Annotated in this window: 23 protein-coding genes; 21 read left to right on the top strand and 2 right to left on the bottom strand. The window is 69.8% G+C overall.

Annotated elements, in window-relative coordinates:
• Positions 1-30: 30 nt before the first annotated feature.
• Together SALPAC4_RS0106385 and SALPAC4_RS0106380 are read right to left on the bottom strand one after the other, a co-directional pair.
• On the bottom strand, positions 31-963 hold the full coding sequence (locus SALPAC4_RS0106385) for a serine hydrolase (protein WP_019869604.1): 933 nt from the start codon (positions 961-963) through the stop codon (positions 31-33).
• Complete coding sequence (locus SALPAC4_RS0106380) at positions 963-1,898, bottom strand: serine hydrolase (RefSeq protein WP_019869603.1); 936 nt, start codon at positions 1,896-1,898, stop codon at positions 963-965. Before SALPAC4_RS0106380 ends, SALPAC4_RS0106385 begins: the two co-directional genes overlap by 1 nt.
• A gap of 347 nt (positions 1,899-2,245) precedes the next feature.
• On the opposite strand from SALPAC4_RS0106380, the gene paaA reads away from it, so the two are divergent.
• From paaA to nuoL, 21 genes are all read left to right on the top strand, one after another.
• Positions 2,246-3,316 (top strand): 1,2-phenylacetyl-CoA epoxidase subunit PaaA, encoded by a 1,071-nt coding sequence (gene paaA, locus SALPAC4_RS0106375; protein ID WP_019869602.1) that lies wholly within the window; start codon positions 2,246-2,248, stop codon positions 3,314-3,316.
• Positions 3,313-3,633: a 1,2-phenylacetyl-CoA epoxidase subunit PaaB gene (gene paaB / locus SALPAC4_RS0106370; protein WP_018720785.1), complete on the top strand. Its 321-nt coding sequence runs from the start codon at positions 3,313-3,315 to the stop codon at positions 3,631-3,633. Before paaA ends, paaB begins: the two co-directional genes overlap by 4 nt.
• Positions 3,630-4,421: a 1,2-phenylacetyl-CoA epoxidase subunit PaaC gene (gene paaC / locus SALPAC4_RS0106365; protein ID WP_019869601.1), complete on the top strand. Its 792-nt coding sequence runs from the start codon at positions 3,630-3,632 to the stop codon at positions 4,419-4,421. The genes paaB and paaC overlap by 4 nt, the downstream gene beginning before the upstream one ends.
• Complete coding sequence (gene paaD / locus SALPAC4_RS0106360) at positions 4,418-4,894, top strand: 1,2-phenylacetyl-CoA epoxidase subunit PaaD (RefSeq protein ID WP_019869600.1); 477 nt, start codon at positions 4,418-4,420, stop codon at positions 4,892-4,894. The genes paaC and paaD overlap by 4 nt, the downstream gene beginning before the upstream one ends.
• Positions 4,891-6,000 (top strand): 1,2-phenylacetyl-CoA epoxidase subunit PaaE, encoded by a 1,110-nt coding sequence (gene paaE / locus SALPAC4_RS0106355; protein WP_019869599.1) that lies wholly within the window; start codon positions 4,891-4,893, stop codon positions 5,998-6,000. Before paaD ends, paaE begins: the two co-directional genes overlap by 4 nt.
• A gap of 126 nt (positions 6,001-6,126) precedes the next feature.
• A complete protein-coding gene (gene mqnC, locus SALPAC4_RS0106350; RefSeq protein ID WP_018731228.1) occupies positions 6,127-7,317 on the top strand; it encodes a cyclic dehypoxanthinyl futalosine synthase in 1,191 nt (396 codons plus the stop codon).
• A gap of 349 nt (positions 7,318-7,666) precedes the next feature.
• The gene (locus SALPAC4_RS0106345) at positions 7,667-8,905 is read left to right on the top strand and encodes an LPXTG cell wall anchor domain-containing protein (protein ID WP_027645101.1); all 1,239 of its coding nucleotides are present in this window, start codon (positions 7,667-7,669) and stop codon (positions 8,903-8,905) included.
• Between the two features lie 122 nt (positions 8,906-9,027).
• Positions 9,028-9,735 carry a demethylmenaquinone methyltransferase gene (locus tag SALPAC4_RS0106340; protein WP_019869597.1) on the top strand — a complete coding sequence of 236 codons (708 nt, stop codon included), beginning with the start codon at positions 9,028-9,030 and terminating at the stop codon, positions 9,733-9,735.
• A gap of 207 nt (positions 9,736-9,942) precedes the next feature.
• Positions 9,943-11,214, top strand: coding sequence for a geranylgeranyl reductase family protein (locus SALPAC4_RS0106335; protein ID WP_019869596.1), 1,272 nt, complete (start codon positions 9,943-9,945; stop codon positions 11,212-11,214).
• A gap of 111 nt (positions 11,215-11,325) precedes the next feature.
• Positions 11,326-11,691, top strand: a complete 366-nt coding sequence (locus SALPAC4_RS0106330; RefSeq protein WP_018720777.1) for an NADH-quinone oxidoreductase subunit A — start codon at positions 11,326-11,328, stop codon at positions 11,689-11,691.
• Between the two features lie 14 nt (positions 11,692-11,705).
• On the top strand, positions 11,706-12,386 hold the full coding sequence (locus tag SALPAC4_RS0106325) for a NuoB/complex I 20 kDa subunit family protein (RefSeq protein ID WP_018731232.1): 681 nt from the start codon (positions 11,706-11,708) through the stop codon (positions 12,384-12,386).
• 43 nt (positions 12,387-12,429) lie between these two features.
• A complete protein-coding gene (locus SALPAC4_RS0106320) occupies positions 12,430-13,167 on the top strand; it encodes an NADH-quinone oxidoreductase subunit C (protein WP_018731233.1) in 738 nt (245 codons plus the stop codon).
• A gap of 99 nt (positions 13,168-13,266) precedes the next feature.
• Entirely contained in the window at positions 13,267-14,592 is a 1,326-nt protein-coding gene (locus SALPAC4_RS0106315; protein WP_018222458.1) for an NADH-quinone oxidoreductase subunit D, read from the top strand.
• Between the two features lie 32 nt (positions 14,593-14,624).
• Positions 14,625-15,530 (top strand): NADH-quinone oxidoreductase subunit NuoE, encoded by a 906-nt coding sequence (gene nuoE / locus SALPAC4_RS0106310; RefSeq protein WP_019869595.1) that lies wholly within the window; start codon positions 14,625-14,627, stop codon positions 15,528-15,530.
• Positions 15,527-16,858 (top strand): NADH-quinone oxidoreductase subunit NuoF, encoded by a 1,332-nt coding sequence (nuoF, locus tag SALPAC4_RS0106305; protein WP_019869594.1) that lies wholly within the window; start codon positions 15,527-15,529, stop codon positions 16,856-16,858. Before nuoE ends, nuoF begins: the two co-directional genes overlap by 4 nt.
• Positions 16,858-19,377 (top strand): NADH-quinone oxidoreductase subunit G, encoded by a 2,520-nt coding sequence (locus tag SALPAC4_RS0106300; RefSeq protein ID WP_019869593.1) that lies wholly within the window; start codon positions 16,858-16,860, stop codon positions 19,375-19,377. Before nuoF ends, SALPAC4_RS0106300 begins: the two co-directional genes overlap by 1 nt.
• Before the next feature lie 61 nt (positions 19,378-19,438).
• A complete protein-coding gene (gene nuoH / locus SALPAC4_RS0106295; protein ID WP_019869592.1) occupies positions 19,439-20,782 on the top strand; it encodes an NADH-quinone oxidoreductase subunit NuoH in 1,344 nt (447 codons plus the stop codon).
• Position 20,783: 1 nt separating this feature from the next.
• Entirely contained in the window at positions 20,784-21,419 is a 636-nt protein-coding gene (gene nuoI, locus SALPAC4_RS0106290) for an NADH-quinone oxidoreductase subunit NuoI (RefSeq protein WP_018731238.1), read from the top strand.
• Positions 21,416-22,186, top strand: coding sequence for an NADH-quinone oxidoreductase subunit J (locus SALPAC4_RS0106285; RefSeq protein ID WP_019869591.1), 771 nt, complete (start codon positions 21,416-21,418; stop codon positions 22,184-22,186). The genes nuoI and SALPAC4_RS0106285 overlap by 4 nt, the downstream gene beginning before the upstream one ends.
• Positions 22,183-22,500, top strand: coding sequence for an NADH-quinone oxidoreductase subunit NuoK (nuoK, locus tag SALPAC4_RS0106280; RefSeq protein WP_018731239.1), 318 nt, complete (start codon positions 22,183-22,185; stop codon positions 22,498-22,500). The genes SALPAC4_RS0106285 and nuoK overlap by 4 nt, the downstream gene beginning before the upstream one ends.
• Positions 22,501-22,513: 13 nt before the next feature.
• The gene (nuoL, locus tag SALPAC4_RS0106275) at positions 22,514-24,472 is read left to right on the top strand and encodes an NADH-quinone oxidoreductase subunit L (protein WP_020113463.1); all 1,959 of its coding nucleotides are present in this window, start codon (positions 22,514-22,516) and stop codon (positions 24,470-24,472) included.
• The last annotated feature ends 77 nt before the right edge of the window (positions 24,473-24,549 follow it).

Below are 24,549 nucleotides of genomic sequence, written 5' to 3'. Positions count from 1 at the left end.
CGGCGGACCAGCTGGCGGCGCGGTCGCCGGTCAGAGTGGGTCGGCCAGCAGGGCTTCGGTGACTTTCTGGCAGTTGTCCATGCCGACCTGGTAGCCCTGCGCGACCGGGTAGCGCAGCATCACTCCCATCGTCCAGGTGTCGCCGATCGCCAGGCAGTTGACGTGGTTCTCCTGCTCGCGGGTGCGGTCCACCCAGCCGTTCTTGATGGCGATGTTCTCGCTGACAGCCGACGGGAACGCCTTGCGGATGCCGAAGTCACCGGTGCCCCGGACCGACCGCATCTCCTTGAGAAGCCAGTCCGTCCACTCCGGGCCGGCGGCCGTGCCGTCGGCGATGCACTCGCCGAGCCGGGCGGTGTCCCGCGGGGACAGCTCGGTTCGGCTCCAGCCGCCGTCCTCCGCGACGTTGCTGTCGGTCAGCTCGCACCGGGACAGCAGGCGCTCGATGGTGACGGATCCGCCGAGGTTGTTGTAGAACTCCTGGGTAAGGGTGTTGTCACTGTCCCGGATGATCTTGGTGGCCTCGGCGAGCTCGGTCTCGGTCGGGGTCCTGCCCGCCTCCACCGTGCGGCGCAGGTAGTCGGCGACGATCCAGGATTTGATCATCGAAGCCGTGGTGCTGGTCTCGGTCATGTTCTCCGAGCCGATGATCTCACCGGTACGGCGGTCCAGCACACTCCAGGCGTACCAGCCGTCGATGTCCAGGCTGGTGAGATCGTTCGCCGCGAAGGGGAGCGGCTCGAGGGTCGGGCTCGGCGATGGCGTGGGCTGGGCCTGCTCGGTGGGGGCGCCGGACTGCTCCGGTGCTGGACTCTCCCCCCACTGCGCTGTCGCCTCGGCGGCGAAGGGTGACCCCGGGAGCAGGCGGAGGGATACGAGTACGAAACCGATCAGGACGGCCGCGATCGCGGCCACCTTGAGCAATGAGGTGCCGCCCTGCCGCGCGTCGGGCTGGCTGGCCATCAGAGGGCCCCGATCGGCTGCTGTGGCACCTTCAGGGCGGCGCCGGGCTGCGGGGTGACGAGCTGGGTGGCGACGCTCGCGCAGGCCTGGGCGCCGTAGTCGAGCCCGCTCTCCTGCGGGTAGCGCAGCATCACGGCGAGGCTCCACTGGTCGTTCACCGCGAGGCAGTTGACGTGCCAGTTGCCGTCGTAGTTCAGCGCGGTCCACCCGTTCTTCATGCCGATCGGGCCCTGGCTAATGATCGACTCGGGTAGGCCGTCAATGATGCCCCAGCGGCCGCCGCCGGAACGTTCCTTCTGGTCGTCGGCGGCGGTCGTACCCCGAACCTGGCTCATCTCGTCCAGCAGGAACTCGGTCCACGTCGGCCCGGCGGCCGTTCCGTCGGCGATGCAGTCGCCGAGCCGGACCGCGTCCTGGGGGGACATCTGGGTGAAGCTCCACCACCCGATGTAACCCGGCACGGTGCCGGGCTTGGTGTCGGTCAGGCCGCAGGTGCTGATCATCCGGTCGATGGTGGCCGACTTGCCGACCTCCCGGTAGAGCAGGTTCGCCGCGTCGTCGTTGCTGTCCCGGATCGCGGTGCTGATGGCGTCGCGCATCGTCGTCGAGAGCGACTCGTCACCGAGCTGGTTCAGGTAGTCGGCGGCGAACCACACTTTGATCATCGACTCGGTGGAGCTGGTGTCGGCGAGGTTCTCCGCACCGGAGATCGTGTCGGTCTGGCGGTCCATCAGCGCCCAGGAGAAGAACTCGCCCTCGAAGGGTACGGACACCGGCGCGTCGGCCAGGGTCGGCGGCGGGGGCGCGGAGGGGGCGGGCGTGGGGACGCTCGCCTCGGTGTCGGTGCCGCCATCGTCGAGGCGGGCGTACGCAGCGGGAATGATCAAAGCAATTCCGAGGACGACCGCCATGACGGCTAGCAACCGGGGACGCATAACTGGGTGAACTCCAGATGTCGGGGCCAGGGGGCCGGCTCGCAAGGCCGGGGAGGGATCGGCGTGGTCGAGGCAGGGGTGGCCTCGGCTACGTAACGATCGCCGGCAGCAGGTCGGTGTGACCGCGGGAAGTCTACGTCTGGATCCGCGCCGCGCCGAGACTAGTTCCCGGCGAAGGCGTGTCATAAATGGCGGGAGTTGCAGACGGTGCACGCTATATGCCCCTATTTGTGGCTTGATTGTGACTCGGCTCATAACGCGGTCGGCGGGGAGTGCGTGACCTGTTGTTGGCCGGAAACCTGTTACACCCCCTAGAGATTGATGTGCTGAGCTGTAACACTTGGGGCATGTATGGGAATGACTTCCCCGCCGACGACACCGCCGGCGGCCTGCTCGGCGAGGTCGAGGCGGCCGAGATGGCGCTGCGGGCGGCGGCCGAGCGCGGGCGGCACGGTTCCGCCGGTGCGGATCCGGCGGCCTACTTCGCCGAGGTCGTCGCCGCCGACCAGAAGGTCGAGCCGCGGGACTGGATGCCGGAGGCGTACCGCGCGACCCTGATCCGGCAGATCGCCCAGCATGCCCACTCCGAGATCATCGGGATGCAGCCGGAGGGCAACTGGATCACTCGTGCCCCCTCCCTCAAACGCAAGGCGATCCTGCTCGCGAAGGTGCAGGACGAGGCCGGCCACGGCCTCTACCTCTACGCCGCCGCGGAGACCCTCGGGGTCAGCCGGGACGAGCTGGTCGACCTGCTGCTGGCGGGCCGGCAGAAGTACAGTTCGATCTTCAACTACCCAACCCTCAGCTGGGCCGACATGGGCACGATCGGATGGCTCGTGGACGGCGCGGCGATCGTCAACCAGGTGCCCCTGTGCCGCTGCTCGTACGGGCCGTACGCGCGGGCGATGATCCGGATCTGCAAGGAGGAGTCGTTCCACCAACGGCAGGGGTACGAGATTCTCCACACCCTCGCCCACGGCACCCCGGCCCAGCGGGAGATGGCTCAGGACTCGGTGAACCGCTGGTGGTACCCGTCACTGGCGATGTTCGGCCCGCCGGACACCGACTCCACCCACTCCGCCCAGTCGATGGCCTGGAAGATCAAGCGCTTCTCCAACGACGAGTTGCGCCAGCGGTTCGTGGACATGTGCGTGGGCCAGGCCGAGGTGCTCGGCCTCACTCTCCCCGACCCGGCGCTGCGCTGGAACGACGAGCGCGGTGCCTACGACTTCACCCAGCCCGACTACGCGGAGCTGATGCGGGTGATCAAGGGAGCGGGTCCGTGTAACCGGCAGCGGATGGAGCACCGCCGCCGGGCGCACCGGGAGGGCGCCTGGGTCCGGGCCGCCGCCGCCGCGTACGCGGCCAAGCAGGCGAACAAGAAGGAGCCGGCGAAGCAGAAGGAGAAGGTGGCGTGAGCGAGTACAGCGAGCCGACCGGACAGCCGGGCGGGGCTCCGCCGGCGCCGCTCTGGGAGGTCTTCGTCCGGGCCCGGCGCGGGCTGGCGCACACCCACGTCGGCAGCCTGCACGCGGCCGACGCCGAGTTGGCCCTGCGCAACGCCCGGGACCTCTACACCCGGCGACAGGAGGGGGTGTCGATCTGGGTGCTGCCGGCCGCCGCCATCACCGCGTCGAGCCCGGACGAGAAGGACGCCTTCTTCGACCCGGCGGCCGACAAGGTCTATCGGCACCCGACCTTCTACGAGGTGCCGGAGGGGGCTGCTCACCTGTGACCGCGCATGCCGAACAGACCGCGCAGGCCGTGCCGGGGGCCGTGCAGGCCGTGCCGGAGGCCGGCACCGACCGCTTTGACTTCGTCCTGGGCCTCGCCGACGACGCGCTCGTCGCGGCCCAGCGGTTGGCCCAGTGGTGCACCCACGGGCCGGAGATGGAAGAGGACATCGCCCTGGCCAACATCGCCCTCGACCAGCTCGGGGCGGCGCGCCTGCTGCTGACCTACGCGGGTGAGCTGGAGGGAGCCGGGCGGGACGAGGACGCGCTGGCGTACCGGCGCGACGACCGGGAGTTCCGCAACTGCCTCCTGGTCGAGCTGCCCAACGGCGACTTCGCGCTGACCATGGCGAAGCTGCTCTTCCTGGCGGCGTACCAGGTGCCGCTCTACACCGTGCTAGCCAGCTGCGGCGACGAGCGGCTGGCCGAGATCGGGGCGAAGGCGCGCAAGGAGTCGGCCTACCACCTGGATCACGCCTCGTTGTGGGTGCGGCGGCTCGGCGACGGCACCGACGAGTCGCATCGCCGGATGCAGGCGGCGGTCGACGAGGTCTGGCCGTACACGCACGAACTCCTCGCGCCGGACCCGACCGCGCCGATCGACCCGGCCACCCTGCGGGTCGACTTCGACTCGGTCGTCTCCGGCGTGCTCGCCGAGGCCACGTTGACGGTGCCCGAGACCGCCTGGAAGCCGGACGGTGGCCGGAGCGGCGTGCACACCGAGCACCTGTCGTATCTGCTCGCCGAGCTGCAGGTGCTGCACCGAGCTCATCCCGGAGCGTCCTGGTGACGACCGCCTGGGCTGCGGTGGCCGCGGTGGTGGACCCCGAGATCCGGGTGATCACCATCGAGGAGCTCGGCATCCTGCGGTCGGTTGGCGAGGAGCCGGTCACCGGCCGGGTGGTGGTCACCATCACCCCCACCTACACCGGTTGCCCGGCGATGGATGTGATCCGGGCCGACATCCGTCGGGCGCTCGCCACCGCCGGCCACCCTCAGGCCGAGGTCCGTACCGTCTACACGCCGCCGTGGAGCACCGACTGGATCACCGAGGCGGGGCGGGCCAAACTTGCCCGTGCCGGCATCGCCCCACCCGCTCCGGTCCGCCCCACCGGCCCGGTGCCGCTGACCCTGACGGTCCGCTGCCCGTGGTGCGGATCCCCGGAGACCGAGCAGATCAGCCGCTTCGGTTCGACCGCGTGTAAGGCTTTACGACGCTGCCGATCCTGTACTGAACCCTTCGACCACCTGAAGGCACTGTGACTGTCACGATCACCCGGCCGACCCGTCGTCGGCCGGTCTTCCACCCGCTGCCCGTGGCCACCGTTGACCGGCTCACCGCCGACGCGGTGGCGGTCACCTTCGCCGTACCGGACGAGCTGCGCGCGATCTTCGCGTTCGCGCCCGGCCAGCACCTGACCGTGCGCCGGACGGCGGAGCAGGGCGAGGAGGTGCGGCGCTCGTACTCGATCTGCTCGACGCCCCAGGACCTGGCCGAGCGGGGGTTGCTGCGGATCGGGGTCCGGGAGATCCCCGGCGGCGCCTTCTCCGCGTACGCCTGTGGGGCGCTCCGTGGCGGTGACACCGTCGAGGTGCTGCCGCCGCTCGGCCACTTCACCACCGCGCTGCGTCCGGACCGGGTGCGCGCCTACGCGGCGGTGGTCGCCGGCTCCGGCATCACCCCGGTGCTCTCCCTGGTTACCACGGCCCTGGCCGTCGAGCCCGCCAGCACCTTCACCCTGGTGTACGGCAACCGTTCGGCGAGCACCGTGATGTTCGCCGAGGAGCTCGCCGACCTGAAGGACCGGTACCCGACCCGGCTGCACCTGGTCCACGTGCTCTCCCGTGAGCAGGGCGAGTCCCCCCTGCTCTCCGGCCGTATCGACGCCGAGCGGCTGGGTCGGCTGCTGGACACGATCGTGCCGGGCGAGGCGATCGAGGAGTGGTTCCTCTGCGGCCCGTACGGGATGGTGACGGACGCCCAGCGGGTCCTGACCGCCCGCGGCGTCCCGGAGGCCGCGGTGCACGCCGAGCTCTTCCACGTCGATGCGCCCCCGGAGCCGGTCCGCCGCCCCGTGCACCAGCCGGCGGCGGGTACCGAGGTCACGATCGTCCTGGACGGGCGCTCGTCAACGGTGACCATGGACCGGTCGGATCGGGTGCTGGACGCGGCGCTGCGGGTCCGCGCGGAGCTGCCGTACGCGTGTAAGGGGGGCGTCTGCTCGACCTGCCGGGCGAAGGTCGTGGCCGGTGCGGTGACCATGGCCCGCAACTACGCGCTGGAGCCGGACGAGCTGGCCGCGGGCTACGTTCTCACCTGTCAGTCCAGCCCGACTACCGATCAGCTCACGGTTGACTACGATGCCTGAGCCAGCGGGACGGTGCCGGCGGCGGACAGTCGGCCACCCGGGCGGCGGCGGGTCAACGGCCGGAGAGCTCACACCGCCGGTGGCCGCTCGTCACCGGTCGGGCCGGGGCGACGTAGGCTCGGGAGCGTGACGGTGAGCCGGGAGATCAACGACATCCTGCAGCGCGGCGCGGACGGCGGGCGGATCACGCCTGAGGAGGCCCTGCTGCTCTACACCGAAGCGCCCTTGCACGCGCTGGGTGAGGCGGCCGACATGGTGCGGCGGCGGTGGTACCCGGACAACATCGTCACGTACCTGATCGACCGCAACATCAACTACACGAACGTCTGTGTGACGGCGTGCCGGTTCTGTGCCTTCTACCGGGCGCCCAAGCACCGGGAGGGCTGGACCCATCCGACGGAGGAGATCCTGCGCCGCTGCGGCGAGGCCGTCGAGTTGGGCGCCACCCAGGTGATGCTGCAGGGTGGGCATCATCCCGACTACGGGGTGGAGTACTACGAGGAGCTCTTCTCCTCGGTGAAGCGGGCCTACCCGCAGCTCGCCATCCACTCGATCGGCCCGAGCGAGATCCTGCACATGGCGAAGGTGTCCGGGGTGGGCCTGACCGAGGCCATCACCCGGATCAAGGCGGCCGGCCTGGACTCGATCGCGGGCGCCGGCGCCGAGATGCTGCCGGCCCGGCCGCGGAAGGCGATCGCGCCGCTGAAGGAGTCCGGTGAGCGCTGGCTCGAGGTGATGGAGCTCGCCCACCAGCAGGGCGTCGAGTCGACCGCGACGATGATGATGGGCACTGGGGAGACCGCCACCGAGCGGATCGAGCACCTCCGGATGATCCGCGACGTGCAGGACCGGACGCGGGGCTTCCGGGCCTTCATCCCGTGGACCTATCAGCCGGAGAACAACCATCTCAAGGGTCGGACCCAGGCCACCACCCTGGAGTACCTGCGACTGGTGGCGGTGTCCCGGCTCTTCTTCGAGACCGTGCCGCACCTCCAGGCGTCGTGGCTCACCACCGGCAAGGACGTCGGCCAGCTCGCGCTGCACATGGGGGTTGACGATCTGGGCTCGATCATGCTGGAGGAGAACGTCATCTCCTCGGCCGGGGCGCGGCACCGTTCGAACCTGCACGACCTGATCGGGATGATCCGGTCGGCGGACCGGATCCCGGCCCAACGGGACACCCACTACCGGCGGCTCGCCGTACACCACACTCCCGCCGAGGACCCGCGGGATGACCGGGTGGTGTCGCACTTCTCGTCGATCGCCCTGCCCGGCGGCGGCGCCGGGAAGACGCTGCCACTGGTTGACGTCGGCTGAGGTCGCCGGCCGGCGCCCACCCGCGACGGGTTCCCCGGGTGGGGTTTCCCGGGGTGGGGCCGGACGGTTCGGGAGCGTGGGCCGAAGGTATCGATCTCGGTGATCCGTTCGCTGGCGTGATGGCCCGTGTTGTGGATGGTAAAACCGGCTAATCCGGACATTGCCCTGTCGTGGCTGCGAGGGGTCACGTCAGCCTGCCCGCGCGGCGGCTAGCCAGGGCGATCGTCGCCCACTAATGTCCCGGCCCGGTGCTCTGGGTCCGGCGAGCCTGCCCGGGCCGTCCCACCTGATCAAGGATGGTGGGCCTCCGTTCGTTTCGAATTCGTGTCCCTAACCCTCGGGGGGATCGATGATGTTGCTCCACCGTCCGTCGCTGGCCCGGGTCGGGGCGGTCGCCCTGCTTGTCGCGGCCGGCAGCATCGGGGTGTCCGCTCCGGCGCACGCCGCCGATCAGGCCGACCTGGCATTGATCCCACTCAGTTACGAGCTGGCCAAGGGGGTCGAGGAGGCCAGCGCCAAGCCCTTCAAGTTCCAGATCAACAATGCCCGCGGCGCGGCCGACGCGAAGTCCGTGCGGGTGACCGTCGAGACGGCGCACCTCAAGGAGCGCAAGGTCGGCGTGGTCGTTCCGGCGGGCTGCGAGGCCAGCGGGACCACCTTCAGCTGCCTCCTCGGCGACCTGCCCGCCGGAACCACCGAGGACTTCGGTGTCCCCCTCTTCTCCCTCGGCAAGGGCGGTGACGCCGGTCACCTGGTCGTCACCGTTACCTCGGCCACCACCGATCCGTTCCCGGGGGACAACGAGATCGAGCACGACATCACCGTCGCCAAGCCCGGCTACGACCTCACCAGCTGGGCGCAGGACGTCTACGCCGACGTGGAGGTTGACGGCGACGACCGCGAGGAGCCGGCCCGAACGCCGGTACGGCCGGGCGAGACCGCGCCGCTGGACTGGGCCGTCTACAACCACGGCAGCCGCTCGGCAACCGGTATCGCGTACGGGTTCACCCTGCCGGCTGGCGTTACCTTCGCCGCGCTGCCGCAGGGCTGCGTCGAGTCGGGTCTCGCCGGCCTGGTACGGGTGCACTGCACCGACTCTGGTGCGGTGCTCGACCCGGGCGAGTTCTACACCGCGCCGGTGCGGGTGCAGGTGGACGCCGGCGTGACCGAGTCGGTCCTTCGCCCGGGCATCCTCTACTCGGTGGGTCTCGACCTCGCCTCGGGTGCGCCGGAGGCGACGCCGCGAACCGCCTCCGACCAGCAGCGCCGGGCGTTCGCGGAGACTGACCCCGGCGACGGGGTGGCCCAGTTCGACGTCTTCGTCAACCTCTCCACGCCCACCACGGAGCCGACGGCCACGGCGAGCCCGACGGCCACGGCGAGTCCGACCGCCACGGCGAGCCCCACGGCGACGGCGGCCCCGGATGGCTCCGGTGGTGGCGGTGGCCTGCCGGTCACCGGGGCGCAGGTCGGCCTGATCGGTGGCGTTGGTGCTGCCGTGCTGCTGTCCGGCGCTGCGCTGCTGCTGCTCTCGCGGCGGCGGAAGGTCGTCCTGGTGAACCCGGAGTCGGAGCGGGACGCCGACTGACCAGCCGGTGCCCACGAGGGCGGGGCGGGGCGACGGCCCGCCCTCGTGGTGTGACGCGCGGCGCGGATGGCCTGGTAGGGGGCCCTCCCGGCGGGAGGTGCGACGGCTGGCACAGTGGAGGGGTGAGTACGTCTCAGGGCCAGCGCGCCAGCCTGGACAAGCAGCCGCACGAGGTCGCCACGATGTTCGACGGCGTGGCCGCCCGCTATGACCTGGCGAACACCGTTCTCTCCTTCGGGCAGGACCGGTCCTGGCGGCGGGCGACCCGGGCCGCGCTGGACCTGCGGCCCGGCGAGCGGGTGTTGGACGTGGGTGCCGGCACGGGCGTCTCGACCGGGGAGCTCGCCCGCTCGGGGGCGTACGCGGTCGGCGCCGACCTTTCCCTGGGCATGCTGGCCGCGGGTCGGCGGACCCGCCCCGAGGTGCCCCTGTTGGCCGGGGACGCGCTGCGGTTGCCCTTCGCCGATGCCAGCTTCGACGCGGTGACCATCTCCTTCGCGCTGCGCAACGTGCAGGACACGGACGCGGCGCTGCGCGAGCTGGCCCGGGTCACGAAGCCCGGTGGTCGGCTGGTGGTCTGCGAGTTCAGCACCCCGGTCAACCCCGTCTTCCGCACGGTCTACCTGTCGTATCTGATGCGGTCGCTGCCGGCGGTGGCGCGGTCGGTGGCGAGCAGCCCGGACGCGTACGTCTACCTGGCGGAGTCGATCCGCGCGTGGCCGGATCAGGCGGCACTGGCGGAGCAGATCGGGTCGGCGGGCTGGCAGCGGGTGGCCTGGCGCAATCTGACCGGCGGCATCGTTGCGCTGCATCGCGCCCTCCGGCCGTGACGGCGGCGCCGGCGCCCTCGGGCCAGGACGGCCGCCTCCACGTCGATTCGTGCCGAACTGGGCGGCTACGGCGGCCCTGCCGCTGCTGACCGGCGGCTTTCTTTCAAGTTAGGTGCCCCTAATATGTCGCCGCCGCCTGGCCGGTCATAGACTCCGTACCGTCTGGCTTGTGAACGTTTTCACGAGCGTGCGGGAGGGGAGGTGCGGATGACCACGGAGAACGACGCCGAGGTGATCGTCGTGGGCGCGGGCCCAGGTGGTTCGGCGACCGCGTACCACCTGGCCCAGCACGGTGTCCGAGTGTTGCTGCTGGAGAAGACCGAGTTCCCGCGGGAGAAGGTCTGCGGCGACGGGTTGACCCCGCGCGCGGTGCGCCAGCTGGTGCGGATGGGCGTGGACACCTCGGTCGAGGCGGGCTGGGTGCGCAACCGTGGCCTACGGGTCGTCGGCGGTGGCCTCCGACTCGAGCTGGACTGGCCCGACCTGGCCAGCTTCCCCAACTACGGCCTGGTGCGTCCCCGGCTGGACTTCGACGAACTGCTCGCCCGGCGTGCCGTCGCCGCCGGTGCCGAGCTGCGCACCGCGGTTGAGGTCACCGCCCCGATCTTCGACCGTGCCGGCCGGGTGGTCGGGGTTGAGGCGGCGGTCGGCCCGGATCAGGAGCCGGCTACCTTCCGGGCACCCCTCGTGGTCGCCGCGGACGGTGTCTCCGGCCGCTTCCCGCTCGCCCTCGGGCTGGCCAAGCGGGATGACCGACCGCTCGGCGTGGCCGTCCGGCGGTACTACCGCTGCCCGGCCAAGCACGACGACAACTACCTCGAGTCCTGGCTGGAGCTGCGCCGCAAGGGCAGCGACGCGCTCCTGCCCGGCTACGGCTGGATCTTCGGGCTGGGTGACGGCCGAGTGAACGTCGGCCTGGGGGTGTTGAACTCCTCCGCCGCGTTCGGTAAGACGAACTACCGGCGGCTGCTCACCGACTGGCTCGCCAACACTCCCGAGGAGTGGGGGATCGCCGACGAGGCCAACGCCGAGGGGTCGATCCTCGGCGCGGCGTTGCCGATGGGCTTCAACCGGGTGCCCCACTACTCGCGCGGAACGTTGCTCGTCGGTGACTCCGGCGGCATGGTCAACCCGTTCAACGGCGAGGGCATCGCGTACGCGATGGAGTCGGGGGAGCTGGCCGCGGAGGTCGCGGTACAGGCGCTCGCCCGTTCGGCCGGCGTCGAGCGGGAGCGCGCGTTGATGGCGTACCCGGCGGAGCTGAAGGCCCGGTTCGGCGGCTACTACCGGCTCGGCGGGATCTTCGTGAAGCTGATCGGCCGTCCCGAGATCATGCGGGCTGCCACGAAGTACGGCCTGCCGCACCCGATGTTGATGCGCTTCGTGCTCAAGTTGTTGGCCAACCTGACCGACCCGCGCGACGGGGACGCGATGGACCGGGTCATCAACGCGATGACGAAGGCGGCGCCAGCTGTGTGACGCGGTCTGGATCGCGGTGTGTTTTGACCCCGCCGGCAATCGCCGATCGGGATGTGAATAGTGTGATATTTGTCCAGCATCGAGGGCAGGGAAGGACGAGCAGGAGAAACGATGTCGCTCTCGCCTTACATACCGATCATCGGGTTGTTCGCCCTCGCCGCGGCGTTCGCGCTGTTCTCCGTGGCAGCCGCTCGCCTCGCCGGCCCACGCCGTTACAACCGGGCCAAGCTCGAGGCGTACGAGTGTGGAATCGAGCCGAGCCCGCAGCCCGTCGGCGGTGGCCGGTTTCCGATCAAGTTCTACCTGACGGCGATGCTCTTCATCGTCTTCGACATCGAGATCATCTTCCTCTTCCCCTGGGCTGTCTCGTTCGATGCCCTGCCGATCTTCGGCCTCGTGGAGATGGTCCTGTTCATCGTCGCGGTCCTCGTCGCGTACGCCTATGTGTGGCGTCGCGGCGGCCTGGACTGGGACTGAGGAAGGAACCGTAGATGGGTATCGAGGAGAAACTCCCCGCCGGTGTCCTGCTCACCTCGGTGGAGAAGTTCGTCAACTGGTCGCGTAAGTCATCGGTCTGGGGGGCTACCTTCGGCCTCGCCTGCTGCGCCATCGAGATGATGGCCGCCGGCGGTCCCCACTACGACATGGGCCGTTGGGGCATGGAGGTCTTCCGGGCCTCACCCCGGCAGGCGGACCTGATGATCGTTGCCGGGCGGGTGAGCCAGAAGATGGCTCCGGTGCTCCGGCAGATCTACGACCAGATGGCCGAGCCCCGCTGGGTGCTGTCGATGGGCGTCTGCGCCAGCAGCGGCGGCATGTTCAACAACTACGCGATCGTCCAGGGCGTTGACCACGTCGTGCCGGTGGACATGTACCTGCCTGGCTGCCCGCCCCGGCCGGAGATGCTCATCGACGCGGTCCTCAAGCTCCGCGAGAAGATCATGCATGAGCCCCTCGGTCCGAACGGCCGCAAGATGCTGGAGGCCCGCAAGGCGCGCGGTGACGTGCCGGTCGTGCCCTACGGGTCGATGCCGTCGTCGTACCGCAGCGACAAGGCCCGTCGCGCCGAGTGGACGAAGGCTGTCCGCGAGGGACGCGAGGAGCAGCTGCGGATTGAGAACTGGATGAAGGCCCAGCCCCACCTGCAGCAGTACGAGGGGTTGAAGAAGTGACTGAGCTTGCGAGCCCCGCGGTCGTGAACGGAGGGCCGGTGACATGAGCGCACCCCAGGACAGGACGGACGACGGCGGCGTGCCGGTACCGGTGACCCCGGCCGGGGCCACCGGCGGCGCTCCGGCTGAGCTGCCCCCGTCGAGCCCCGCCGGGCGGGGAATGTTTGGCGACCAGGGCACCGGCGATGTCTCCGGCTACGGCGGGTTGGTCCGCCCGCAACGGTCGATCGAGGCGGCTACCCGGCCGTACGGCGGCTACTTCGACGAGGTCACCGACGCGCTGGAGGAGGCGTACCCGGCCTTCGGCGAGGCGATCGAGAAGGTCGTGGTCGACCGGGGTGAGCTGACCCTGCACATCCGCCCGGAGCGGATCGCCGAGGTCTGCCAGGTGATGCGGGACGACCTCTCGCTCCGGTTCGAGCTCCTCTCGTCGGTATCCGGGGTGGACTACCTCGGTGCCGACGCCCGCCGGTTGCACGTGGTCTACCAGCTGACCTCGATGACGTACCGGCGTCAGGTTCGGCTGGAGACGGCGGTCTCCGCCGAGGACCCGCACCTGCCCAGCGTGACCAGCGTCTACCCGACCGCCGACTGGCAGGAGCGGGAGGCGTACGACATGTTCGGCGTCATCTTCGACGGCCACCCCGGCCTGACCCGGATCCTCATGCCGGACGACTGGGAGGGCCACCCGCAGCGCAAGGACTATCCGCTGGGTGGGGTGCCGGTCGAGTACAAGGGCGCCGAAATCCCGCCGCCGGACCGCCGGAGGTCGTACCAGTGAGTGAGCTTGCGAGCCCCGCAGTCGCGAACGGAGGGCAGGGACGGTGAGCGCGAGGAGTGAGCTTGCGAGCCCCGCAGTCGCGAACGGAGGGCAGGTAGAGTGAGCGCGTCCAACTACGCCACCGAGCGGGAGACCGCCGAGGGCAAGGTCTTTACCGTCACCGGCGGGGACTGGGATGTCGTCCTCTCCGGCACGGACCCGATCAACGACGAGCGGATCGTCGTCAACATGGGTCCGCAGCACCCGTCCACGCACGGGGTGCTCCGGCTGGTCCTGGAGCTGGAGGGCGAGACGGTCCGTGAGCTCCGCTCGGTCGTCGGCTACCTGCACACCGGCATCGAGAAGAACATGGAGTTCCGGAACTGGGTTCAGGGCTCGGCCTTCGTGACCCGGATGGACTACCTCGCCCCGTTGTTCAACGAGACGGCGTACGCGCTGGCGGTGGAGAAGCTGCTCGGCATCGAGGAGCAGATCACCGAGCGGGCGACGACCATCCGGGTCCTGATGATGGAGCTCAACCGGATCTCCTCGCACCTGGTGTGGGTGGCCACCACGGCCATGGAACTGGGCGCGATCAACATGATGCTCTACGGCTTCCGGGAGCGGGAGTACGTCCTGGAGATCTTCGAGCTGATCACCGGGCTGCGGATGAACCACGCCTACGTCCGCCCGGGTGGGGTGGCGCAGGACGTGCCGGACGAGGCGATCGCCAAGATCCGTGACTTCTTGAAGCTGATGCCGAAGAAGCTCGCGGAGTACGAGAAGATGCTCTCCGGTCAGCCGATCTGGCTGGAGCGGACGCAGAACGTCGGGGTGCTCGACGCGACCGGCTGCCTCGCGCTGGGTGTGACCGGCCCGGTGCTGCGCTCCGCCGGCCTCGCCTGGGACCTGCGCAAGACGATGCCGTACTGCGGCTACGAGACGTACGAGTTCGACGTGCCGACCCACACCGACGGTGACGTCTGGGGCCGGTACCTGGTCCGGCTGGCCGAGATTCGGGAGTCGTTGAAGCTCGTCGAGCAGGCGGTGGACCGGCTCCGGCCGGGCCCGGTGATGGTGGCGGATCGGAAGATCGCCTGGCCGGCGCAGCTCGCCATCGGGGTTGACGGCATGGGTAACTCCCTGGAGCACGTGGCGAAGATCATGGGGCAGTCGATGGAGTCGCTGATCCATCACTTCAAGCTCGTCACCGAGGGCTTCCGGGTCCCGCCCGGCCAGGTGTACGTGGGCATTGAGGCGCCCCGGGGTGAGCTGGGTGTGCACGCGGTCTCCGACGGGGGGACCCGGCCGTACCGGGTGCACTACCGGGAGCCGAGTTTCGTCAACCTGCAGGCCCTGCCGGCGATGGCCGAGGGTGGCCTGATCGCCGACGTGATCGCCGGTGGCGCCTCGTTGGACCCGGTGATGGGTGGGTGTGACCGGTGAGTGACGCAGTCGCGAACGGAAAGGGGGCACCGATGACCGTGTTTTCCGAGGAGACCCGGGCGCGGGCCCGGGAGATCATCGCTCGGTATCCGGCCGATCGGTCCCGCTCGGCGTTGCTGCCGCTGCTGCACCTGGTGCAGTCGGAGGAGGGGTATGTCTCTCCGGCCGGCATCACGTTCTGCGCCGAGGTGCTGGGGCTGAACAAGGCCCAGGTCGGTGCGGTCGCCTCGTTCTACACGATGTACAAGCGCCGGCCGACCGGTGACTGGCTGGTCAGCGTCTGCACCAACACGATGTGCAACGTGCTGGGCGGCCAGGAGGTGTACGACGCCCTGGTCGAGCACCTCGGTGTCGGGCACGAGGAGACCACGGCCGACGGCACCGTCACCCTGGAGCACGCCGAGTGCCTGGCGGCGTGCGACTACGGACCGGTGATGACGGTCAACTACGACTTCTTCGACAACGTGGACCCGAAGACGGCGGTCGGCGTGGTTGACGAGCTGCGTGCCGGTAACCGGCCGAAGCCGAGTCGTGGGGCTCGGCTCTGCCAGCTGAAGGAGATGTCGGTGCAGCTCGCCGGCTTCGCTGACGAGCGCGAGGGCGCGGTCGCCGACGGGGTCCCCGGCGAGCCGACCGTGCGCGGGCTGCGGCTGGCGCAGGAGCACGGCATCGCGGTCGCCGGGTTCGACCCGAACACGCCGATTCGCAGCAAGGCCGAGGCCGAGCAGGCCGCCGCCGAGGCGAAGGCGAAGGCCGAGGCCAAGCCCGCCGCCGTTTCGGCTGGCGCGGCCAAGGAGAGCCGGCCGGCTGGCTACGCCAAACCCGCCAGTGACGCCAAGCCCGCGGGGGACGAGGCGCCGGTGAAGGAACGCTCGTTGAAGGACGCAGCGGCGGGCATGGGAGATGCGGCCGGGAACGAAAGGGGCGCAGACCAGTGACCACTCCTCGGTCGGAGACGCTGGCCAAGCTCACGCCGGTGCTGACCAAGCGCTGGCTGTCGCCGGACGCCTGGCGGATCGGCACCTACGAGCGGCTGGACGGGTACGCCGCGCTCCGCAAGGCGTTGGGTGCCCACCCGGACGACCTGATCCAGCTGGTCAAGGACTCCGGGCTGCGCGGCCGGGGCGGGGCGGGCTTCCCGACCGGTCTCAAGTGGGGGTTCATCCCGCAGGAGCCGGACGGCAAGGCCCCGACGCGACCGCACTACCTGGTGGTCAACGCGGACGAGGGCGAGCCGGGCACCTGCAAGGACCTGCCGCTGATGACGCACGACCCGCACTCCCTGATCGAGGGTGTGATCATCGCGTCGTACGCGATCCGGGCCAACCGTGCCTACATCTACATCCGCGGCGAGGCGGTGCACGCCGCCCGCCGGCTGCGTCACGCGGTGCAGGAGGCGTACGCCCGGAACTACCTCGGGAAGAACATCCTCGGCAGCGGCTTCGACCTGGAGCTGGTGGTGCACTCGGGAGCCGGGGCGTACATCTGCGGTGAGGAGACCGCGCTGCTGGACTCGCTGGAGGGGTTCCGCGGCCAGCCCCGGCTGCGCCCGCCGTTCCCGGCGACCCACGGCCTGTACGCCAGCCCGACGGTGGTGAACAACGTCGGCACCATCGCCTCGGTTCCCTACCTCGTGTTGGGGGGCGCCGCCTGGTGGCGGACCATGGGCACGGAGAAGTCCTCCGGGCCGATGATCTACTCGCTCTCCGGCCGGGTCGTGAACCCGGGCCAGTTTGAGTGCTCGATGGGTGTCACGCTCCGTGAGCTGATCGAGCTGGCCGGCGGTATGCAGCCGGGGCACTCGCTGCGGTTCTGGACGCCGGGCGGCTCGTCAACGCCGCTACTGACCGCCGACCACCTGGATGTGCCGCTGGACTTCGAGGGAGTGGCGGCGGCGGGGTCGATTCTCGGCACCACGGCGACGCAGATCTTCTCCGACCAGGACTGCCCGGTCTACGCGACGTACCGGTGGCTGGAGTTCTACCACCACGAGTCGTGCGGCAAGTGCACCCCGTGCCGGGAGGGGAACTACTGGATGGTCCGGGTCTACCGCCGGATCCTCTCCGGCCAGGGCACCCAGGAGGACCTGGACACGCTCCTGGACACCTGCGACAACATTCTCGGCCGCTCGTTCTGCGGCCTCGGTGACGGTGCCACCAGCCCGGTGACCTCCTCGTTGAAGTACTTCAAGCAGGACTACCTCGACTATGTCGAGGGCCGGACCGCACCGAAGCTTTCCGACAAGCAGTTGGTGGGAGCCCACTGATGACGGACGTAGCCAAGCAGACCGAGACGGTCACGCTCACCATCGACGGCATTGAGGTCACCGCCCCCAAGGGGGAGCTGGTGATCCGGGTGGCCGAGCAGATGGGCGTCGAGATCCCTCGGTTCTGCGACCATCCGCTGCTGGCCCCGGTGGGGGCCTGCCGGCAGTGCCTGGTCGAGGTGGAGGGGCAGCGCAAGCCGGTCGCCTCCTGCACCCAGACCGTCGCGGACGGCATGGTGGTGAAGACGCAGCTCTCCTCCCCGGTCGCCAAGAAGGCGCAGGAGGGGATGATGGAGCTGCTGCTCGTCAATCACCCACTCGACTGCCCGATGTGCGACAAGGGCGGCGAGTGCCCGCTGCAGAACCAGGCGATGTCGACCGGCCGCACCGACTCCCGGTTCCACGAGCACAAGCGCGAGTACGAGAAGCCGCTGGAGATCAGCACGCAGGTGTTGCTCGACCGCGAGCGGTGCGTGCTCTGCCAGCGGTGCACCCGGTTCTCCGAGGAGATCGCCGGCGACAAGTTCATCGATCTGATGAACCGCTCGTCGGCAGAGGAGATCAACATCTACCGGGACGAGGCGTACGGCGACTCGGAGGGCGAAGACGGCGATGTGCCGTTCAACTCGTACTTCTCGGGTAACACCGTCCAGATCTGCCCGGTGGGGGCGCTGACGGGCGCGCAGTACCGCTTCCGCGCCCGCCCGTTCGACCTGGTCTCCAGCCCCAGCATCTGTGAGCACTGCTCGGCCGGCTGCGCCCAGCGCACCGACTGGCGGCGGGGCAAGGTGCTGCGGCGGCTGGCCGGCGACGACCCGGCGGTCAACGAAGAGTGGAACTGTGACAAGGGGCGCTGGGGCTTCCAGTATGCCCGCGCCACCGACCGGCTGACCACGCCACTGGTCCGGGACGAGCGCACCGGCGAGCTACGCGAAGCCTCCTGGAGCGAGGCGTTGGCCGTCGCCGCCGACGGGCTGCGGGCCGCCCGCGACGGTGGGTCGGGTACGGCGGTGCTCACCGGCGGTCGACTGACCGTCGAGGACGCCTACGCGTACGGGAAGTTCGCCCGGATCGCGCTGCAGACCAACGACCTCGACTTCCGGGCCCGGCCGGTCTCCCGCGAGGAGGCCGACTTCCTGGCCAGCTCGGTCGCCGGAGCCACCGATGTCAGTTACGCCGACATTGAGAAGGCGCCCGCGGTGGTGCTGGTCGGCCTGGAGCCGGAGGAAGAGTGCCCAATCCTCTTCCTGCGGCTGCGCAAGGCGCACCTGAAGAAGAACCTGACGGTCTACGCCATCGCGCCGTTCGCCACCCGCGGTCTGGAGAAGCTCGGTGCCAAGCTGGCCCGGGTGGTGCCGGGCGAGGAGGCGAGTGTGCTCGCCGAGCACGCGACGGTCGCCGAGGCGCTTAGCCAGCCAGGGGCGATCCTGTTCGTCGGTGAGCGGCTGGGCGCGACCCCGGGTGGGCTCTCCGCTGCGGCGGAGGTGGCCCGGCGTACCGGCGCCAAGCTGGCCTGGGTTCCGCGGCGCGCCGGTGACCGGGGCGCGGTCGACGCGGGCTGCCTGCCGAACCTGCTCCCCGGTGGCCGTCTGGTTACCGAGCCCGCTGCCCGCGCCGAGCTGGGCGAGGCGTGGGACGTGCCGGCCGGAACCATCCCGAGCCAGGCGGGCCGGGACACGGACGCGATCCTCGCCGCGGCGAGCGCCGGCGAGCTCGGCGCGCTGGTCGTCGCCGGCGTCGACCCGGCGGACCTGGCCGACCCCCGACTGGCCGAGCAGGCGCTGGACACGGTGCCCTTCCTGGTCAGCCTGGAGCTGCGCAACAGCGCGGTGACGCGGCGGGCGAACGTGGTCCTCCCGGTCGCCCCGGTGCTGGAGAAGGCGGGAAGCTTCCTGGACTGGGAGGGGCGGCTACGCCCCTTCGAGGCGGTGCTGAACACCGCCGCGATGACCGACGGCCGGGTGCTGGACGCGCTCGCCGCGCAGCTCGACGTGCGGCTCGGCACCGCTGACGTGCCGGCCGTCCGCCGCGAGCTGGGTGAGCTGCCGCGTACCCGGACCACGAAGCCGGCCCCGCCCACGGTGGCCCCGGCGGCTGTGCCGCAGCCGGGCGCCGGCGAGGCGGTGTTGGCCACCTGGCACCAGCTGATCGACCTGGGAACGCTGACCGACGGGGACGAGCACCTCGGCGGTACGGCCCGCCCGGCGGTGGTCCGGCTGTCCCGGAGCACCGCGGAGTCAATCGGTGTCGCCGACTCGGACGCGGTGACCGTCGGCACCGAACGCGGGGGCGTGACCCTGCCGCTGGTGGTGACCGAGATGCCGGACGGCGTGGTCTGGCTGCCCACCAACTCGCCCGGATCGACCCTCCGCCGCAGCCTCGGCGTCGCGAGCGGGGCGGTCGTGCGGATCTCCGCCGGTACGACCGGCTCGACCGTTCCCCCGCAGTCCGACGCACCGGTCGCCGCCGACGCGACCGGCCGCCCGGGTCCGCTCCTCAACTCCGGTGGTGTCCAGTGAGGGTGGGGAGAGCACGAGTGGGGCGAGTCAGCCCCGCAGTCGCGACCGAAAGGTGGGCACAGTGACCTTCCTCGCCCAGGAACCGACGCTGGCCGATTTCGGCCGGGACCCCTGGTGGCTGGTCCTGATCAAGATTGTCTTCGCGTTCGCGTTCGGTCTGCTGGCCACGCTGCTCGGCGTCTGGTTCGAGCGGCGGGTCGTCGGCCGGATGGCGGTCCGGCCGGGTCCCAACCAGCTCGGCCCGTTCGGCCTGCTCCAGACGCTCGCGGACGGCATGAAGATGGCCTTCAAGGAGGACATCCTGCCGCGCTCCGCGGACAAGGTCGTCTACTTCTTCGCCCCGGTCATCTCGGTGGTCTGTGCGGTCACCGCGCTGTCGGTGATGCCCTTCGGCCCGATGGTCAGCATCTTCGGGCACCAGACGCCGTTGCAGGTCACCGACGTCTCGGTGGCGGTGCTGCTGGTGCTGGCCTGCTCGTCAATGGCGGTCTACGGCGTGGTGCTGGCGGGCTGGGCCTCCGGGTCGACCTACCCGCTCCTGGGCGGCCTGCGCTCCGCCGCGCAGCTGATCTCGTATGAGATCGCGCTGGGCCTCTCCATCGTGGCGGTCTTCATGCTCTCGGGCACGATGTCGACCAGCGGGATCGTCGCGGCCCAGGGCGAACGCCCCCAGCTCGAGTTCTTCGGCTTCGATGTCTCGGCGCCCGGCTGGTACGCGATCCTGCTCTTCCCGAGCTTCGTAATCTTCTTCATCGCCATCGTCGGGGAGACCAACCGGGCCCCGTTCGACCTGCCCGAGGCGGAGTCCGAGCTGGTCGCCGGCTTCATGACGGAGTACAGCTCGCTGAAGTTCGCGCTGATCATGCTCTCCGAGTACGTCGCTATGGTGACCATGTCGGCGTTCACGGTGACGCTCTTCCTCGGCGGCTGGCGCGCGCCCTGGCCGCTCAGCATCTGGGACGGGGCGAACGCCGGCTGGTGGCCGATGCTGTGGTTCTTCGGCAAGGTCCTCCTCCTCGTCTTCGTCTTCGTCTGGCTGCGGGGCACCCTGCCCCGGCTCCGCTACGACCAGTTCATGCGCCTCGGCTGGAAGGTCCTGCTTCCGCTCAACCTGGTGTGGATTCTGGTGCTGGCGGGTTGGCTGAAGACCCAGGGCTGGGAGCGCGCGGACCGGCTGATCCTCTACGGGGCCATCGCCGGTGTGGTGCTGGTCGCCACCCTGATCTGGCCGAGCCGTCGGCCGGCGCCGAAGCTGACGCTGGCCGAGGAGGTCAACAACCGTCCGTCGGGCAGCTTCCCGCTGCCGCCGCTGGACCTTCAGGTACCACCGAGCCCGCGGACCCAACGCATCGTCGCCGAGCGGGAGCCGGCCAACCTCGCCGACACGGACTCCAGGGAGGTGTGACATGGGCGCGATCACCGGAACGTTCAAGGGCTTCGGGGTCACCTTCTCGCACATGTTCAAGAAGGTGGTCACCACCGACTACCCGTTCAAGCCGCCGGTCGCGGCGCCGCGCTACCACGGGCGGCACATCCTCAACCGGCACCCGGACGGCCTGGAGAAGTGCATCGGCTGCGAGCTGTGTGCCTGGGCCTGCCCGGCGGATGCGATCTACGTGGAGGGTGGCGACAACACCGAGGAGGAGCGTTTCTCCCCCGGTGAGCGGTACGCCAGCGTCTACCAGATCAACTACGCCCGGTGTATCTTCTGCGGACTCTGCATCGAGGCGTGCCCGACCCGCTCGTTGACCATGAGCAACGAGTACGAGCTGGCCCGGGACAACCGCCAGGACCTGATCTTCACCAAGGAGCAGCTCCTGGCGCCGCTGCTGTCCGGTATGGAGCAGCCGCCGCACCCGATGCGGTTGGGTGACAGCGAGAAGGACTACTACGTCGGCGCGTTGGAGAACCCGGGCACCTCGGCCGGGGCGGAGCACTCGCCGATGGGCCCCGGCCGTTACCGGATCAGCGAGCACCCCGGTGTGCAGTTCCCCGGCGCCGAGCAGGCCGCAGAACGGGCGGACAAGGGAGACGGAGCATGACCACGCAGACGGTGCTCGCCGCGGCGGGTTCGGTACCCGGAGGTGAGGCGGTCACCTTCTGGATCCTCGCCCCGCTGGCGCTGATCGGCGCGATCGGTATGGTCGCCGCCCGCAACGCGGTGCACTCGGCGCTGATGCTGGTCATGACGATGCTCTGCCTGGGCGTCTTCTACGTGATCCAGGCTGGACCGTTCATCGGCGTGGTGCAGATCATCGTCTACACCGGCGCGATCATGATGTTGTTCCTCTTCGTGCTGATGCTGGTGGGCCGTGGTGCCTCGGATTCGGTGATCGAGACGCTGCGCGGCCAGCGGGTCGCGGCGCTCGTGCTCGGCGTCGGGTTCGCCGGACTCGTCGGAACCGGCCTGCACCGGGCGCTGGCGGACAGCACCGCTGCCGGGCTCACCGCCGCCAACGCCGAGGGCAACGTGCAGGGCATTGCCCGGCTGCTGTTCACCAAGTACGTTCTCGCCTTCGAGCTCACCTCGGCGCTACTGATCACGGCGGCGGTCGGTGCGATGGTGCTGGCGCACATCGAGCGGCGCCGAGAGGACCGGATGGACCAGGCCGCCACCATGAAGGCGCGGTTCCGCCCCGGTAACTACCCCGGCCCGAAGCCGGGCCCCGGCGTCTTCGCCACCTCCTCGTCGGTCGCCACGCCGGCCCGCCTGCCCGACGGCCGACTGGCCGAGCAGAGCACGCCGGAGATCCTGCCGGTTCGTGAGCTGACCGCCGAGGACACGACGTTGAAGGGGACCGAAAAGTGAACGAGTTCTTCTCGGTCGAGCCGAACTACTACCTGGTCCTCGCCGCGGTGCTGTTCACCATCGGTGCGGCCGGGGTACTCGTCCGGCGGAACGCGATCGTGCTGTTCATGTGTGTTGAGCTGATGCTCAACGCGGCCAATCTGACCCTGGTCACCTTCAGCCGGATCAACGGTGACCTCAACGGGCAGATCATTGCGTTCTTCGTGATGGTGGTGGCCGCGGCCGAGGTCGTGGTCGGACTCGCGATCATCATGGCGATTTATCGGACCCGACGCTCGGCGAGCGTCGACGACGCCAACCTGCTGAAGTACTGAGGGGCCTGCGGTGATGGAGATATTGGCGAAAGCCCCCGTCGAGCCGGTGGGCGCCGTCACGTACGCGACCGCCGAAGGGTTGCTCGGCAGCGTCTGGCTGCTGGTGGCGATCCCGCTGGTCAGCGCGGCGATCCTGCTGCTGCTCGGCCGGCGGGCGGACCGGTGGGGGCACTGGCTGGGTGTCGCATCGGTCGGTGTCGCGTTCCTGCTCGGCCTGACCTACTTCTTCCAGCTCCGCGGTCTGGAGAACCGGTCCGTTGAGCGGAGCCTCTGGGATTTCATCGCGGTCGGTGACCTGCGGGTGGACTTCGGTCTGCTCTTCGACCCGCTGGCGGCGGTCTTCGTACTGCTGATCACCGGGGTGGGCTTCCTGATCCACCTGTACGCGGTGGAGTACATGGCCCACGACCCGGGGCGTCGGCGGTTCTTCGCGTACTTCAACCTGTTCGTCGCCGCCATGCTCCTGCTGGTGCTCGGCAACAACTACGTGATGCTCTTCTTCGGCTGGGAGGGCGTCGGCCTGGCGTCGTACCTGCTGATCTCCTTCTGGTACGTGCGGCCCGCCGCCGCCACCGCCGGTAAGAAGGCGTTCCTGATGAACCGGGTCGGCGACGCCGGCCTGCTGATCGGCATCTTCATCATGTTCGCCACCCTGGGCACCACGCAGTACGACGAGGTCTTCACCGGCGTCGGCTCCCTGACCGCCACCACGGTCCTGCTGCTCGGCCTGCTCCTGTTGCTCGGTGCGGCCGGAAAGTCGGGCCAGTTCCCGCTGCAGGCGTGGCTTCCGGACGCGATGGAGGGTCCAACCCCGGTCTCGGCGCTGATCCACGCGGCCACCATGGTCACCGCGGGTGTGTACCTGATCGCCCGCTCCAACCCGATCTTCTCGGCGAACTCGACGCTGCAACTGGTCGTGGTGAGCGTCGGCGCGTTGACGCTGCTGCTCGGTGCCATCATCGGCATGGCCAAGGACGACATCAAGCGGGTGCTCGCCTGGTCCACGGTGAGCCAGATCGGTTACATGTTCCTCGGCGTCGGCCTCGGCGGTGCGGCGTATGCGCTGGCTATCGTGCACCTGCTGGCACACGGCTTCTTCAAGGCCAACATGTTCCTGGGCGCCGGCTCGGTGATGCACGGGATGAAGGACCAGGTCGACATCCGGCGCTTCGGTGGGCTGGCGAAATACATGAAGATCACCTGGTTGACCTTCATGGCCGGCTGGCTGGCGATCATCGGCCTGCCGCCGTTCTCCGGCTTCTTCTCCAAGGAGCCGATCATCGTGGCCGCGTTCGAGCGGGACGACTGGACGGCCTGGCTGTTCGGCATGGCGGCCCTGCTCGGTGCCGGGCTGACGGCGTTCTACATGACCCGGCTGTTCGTGCTCACCTTCCACGGCCCGGCGCGCTGGACCGAGGAGATCGACCACCCGCACGAGTCGCCGAAGCTGATGACGATCCCGCTGATCCTGCTCGCGGTCGGTTCGATCGGTGCCGGCGCCCTGATGGTCGGGCCCGTCCCCGAGTGGCTGGAGGCGACCGCCGGCCTGGGCGGTGGCTCGGAGGCCGCGCACGAGACGGTGCTCTCGCACCTCGCCATCACGATCCTGTCGATCGGGGTGACCGTGATCGGTGCCGGGCTGGCCTGGTTCCTGTTCCGGCGCGGCACGGCCACCGAGCCGCAGCCGGCGGGGGTGCTGGTCACCGCCGCCCGGAAGAACCTCTACACCGACGCCGTCAACGAGACGGTGTTCGAGAAGCCGGGCATCTTCCTCACCCGGGCGCTGGTCTACCTGGACAACCGGGGCATCGACGGACTGGTCAACGCCCTCGCCGCCGGCGTCGGCGGTGGCTCGGGTCGGCTCCGGCGGCTGCAGACCGGCTTCGTCCGGTCGTACGCCACCTCGATCCTGGCCGGCGCCCTGCTGGTGGTGGCGGCCTTCCTGGCCGTCGAGGCGGGGTGGCTGGTGTGATCGACCTCAGGAGGCGGTCGGGGAACCCCGCAGTGGCCGCCGTCGGCGGACCGCACAGTGACGACGGAGGTAAGGCC

It is taken from the genome of Salinispora oceanensis (assembly GCF_000383575.1).
GTDB lineage: Bacteria > Actinomycetota > Actinomycetes > Mycobacteriales > Micromonosporaceae > Micromonospora > Micromonospora oceanensis.
Note: the sequence above shows the minus strand (reverse complement) of the source record. Positions and strands in the feature narration are given on the sequence as shown.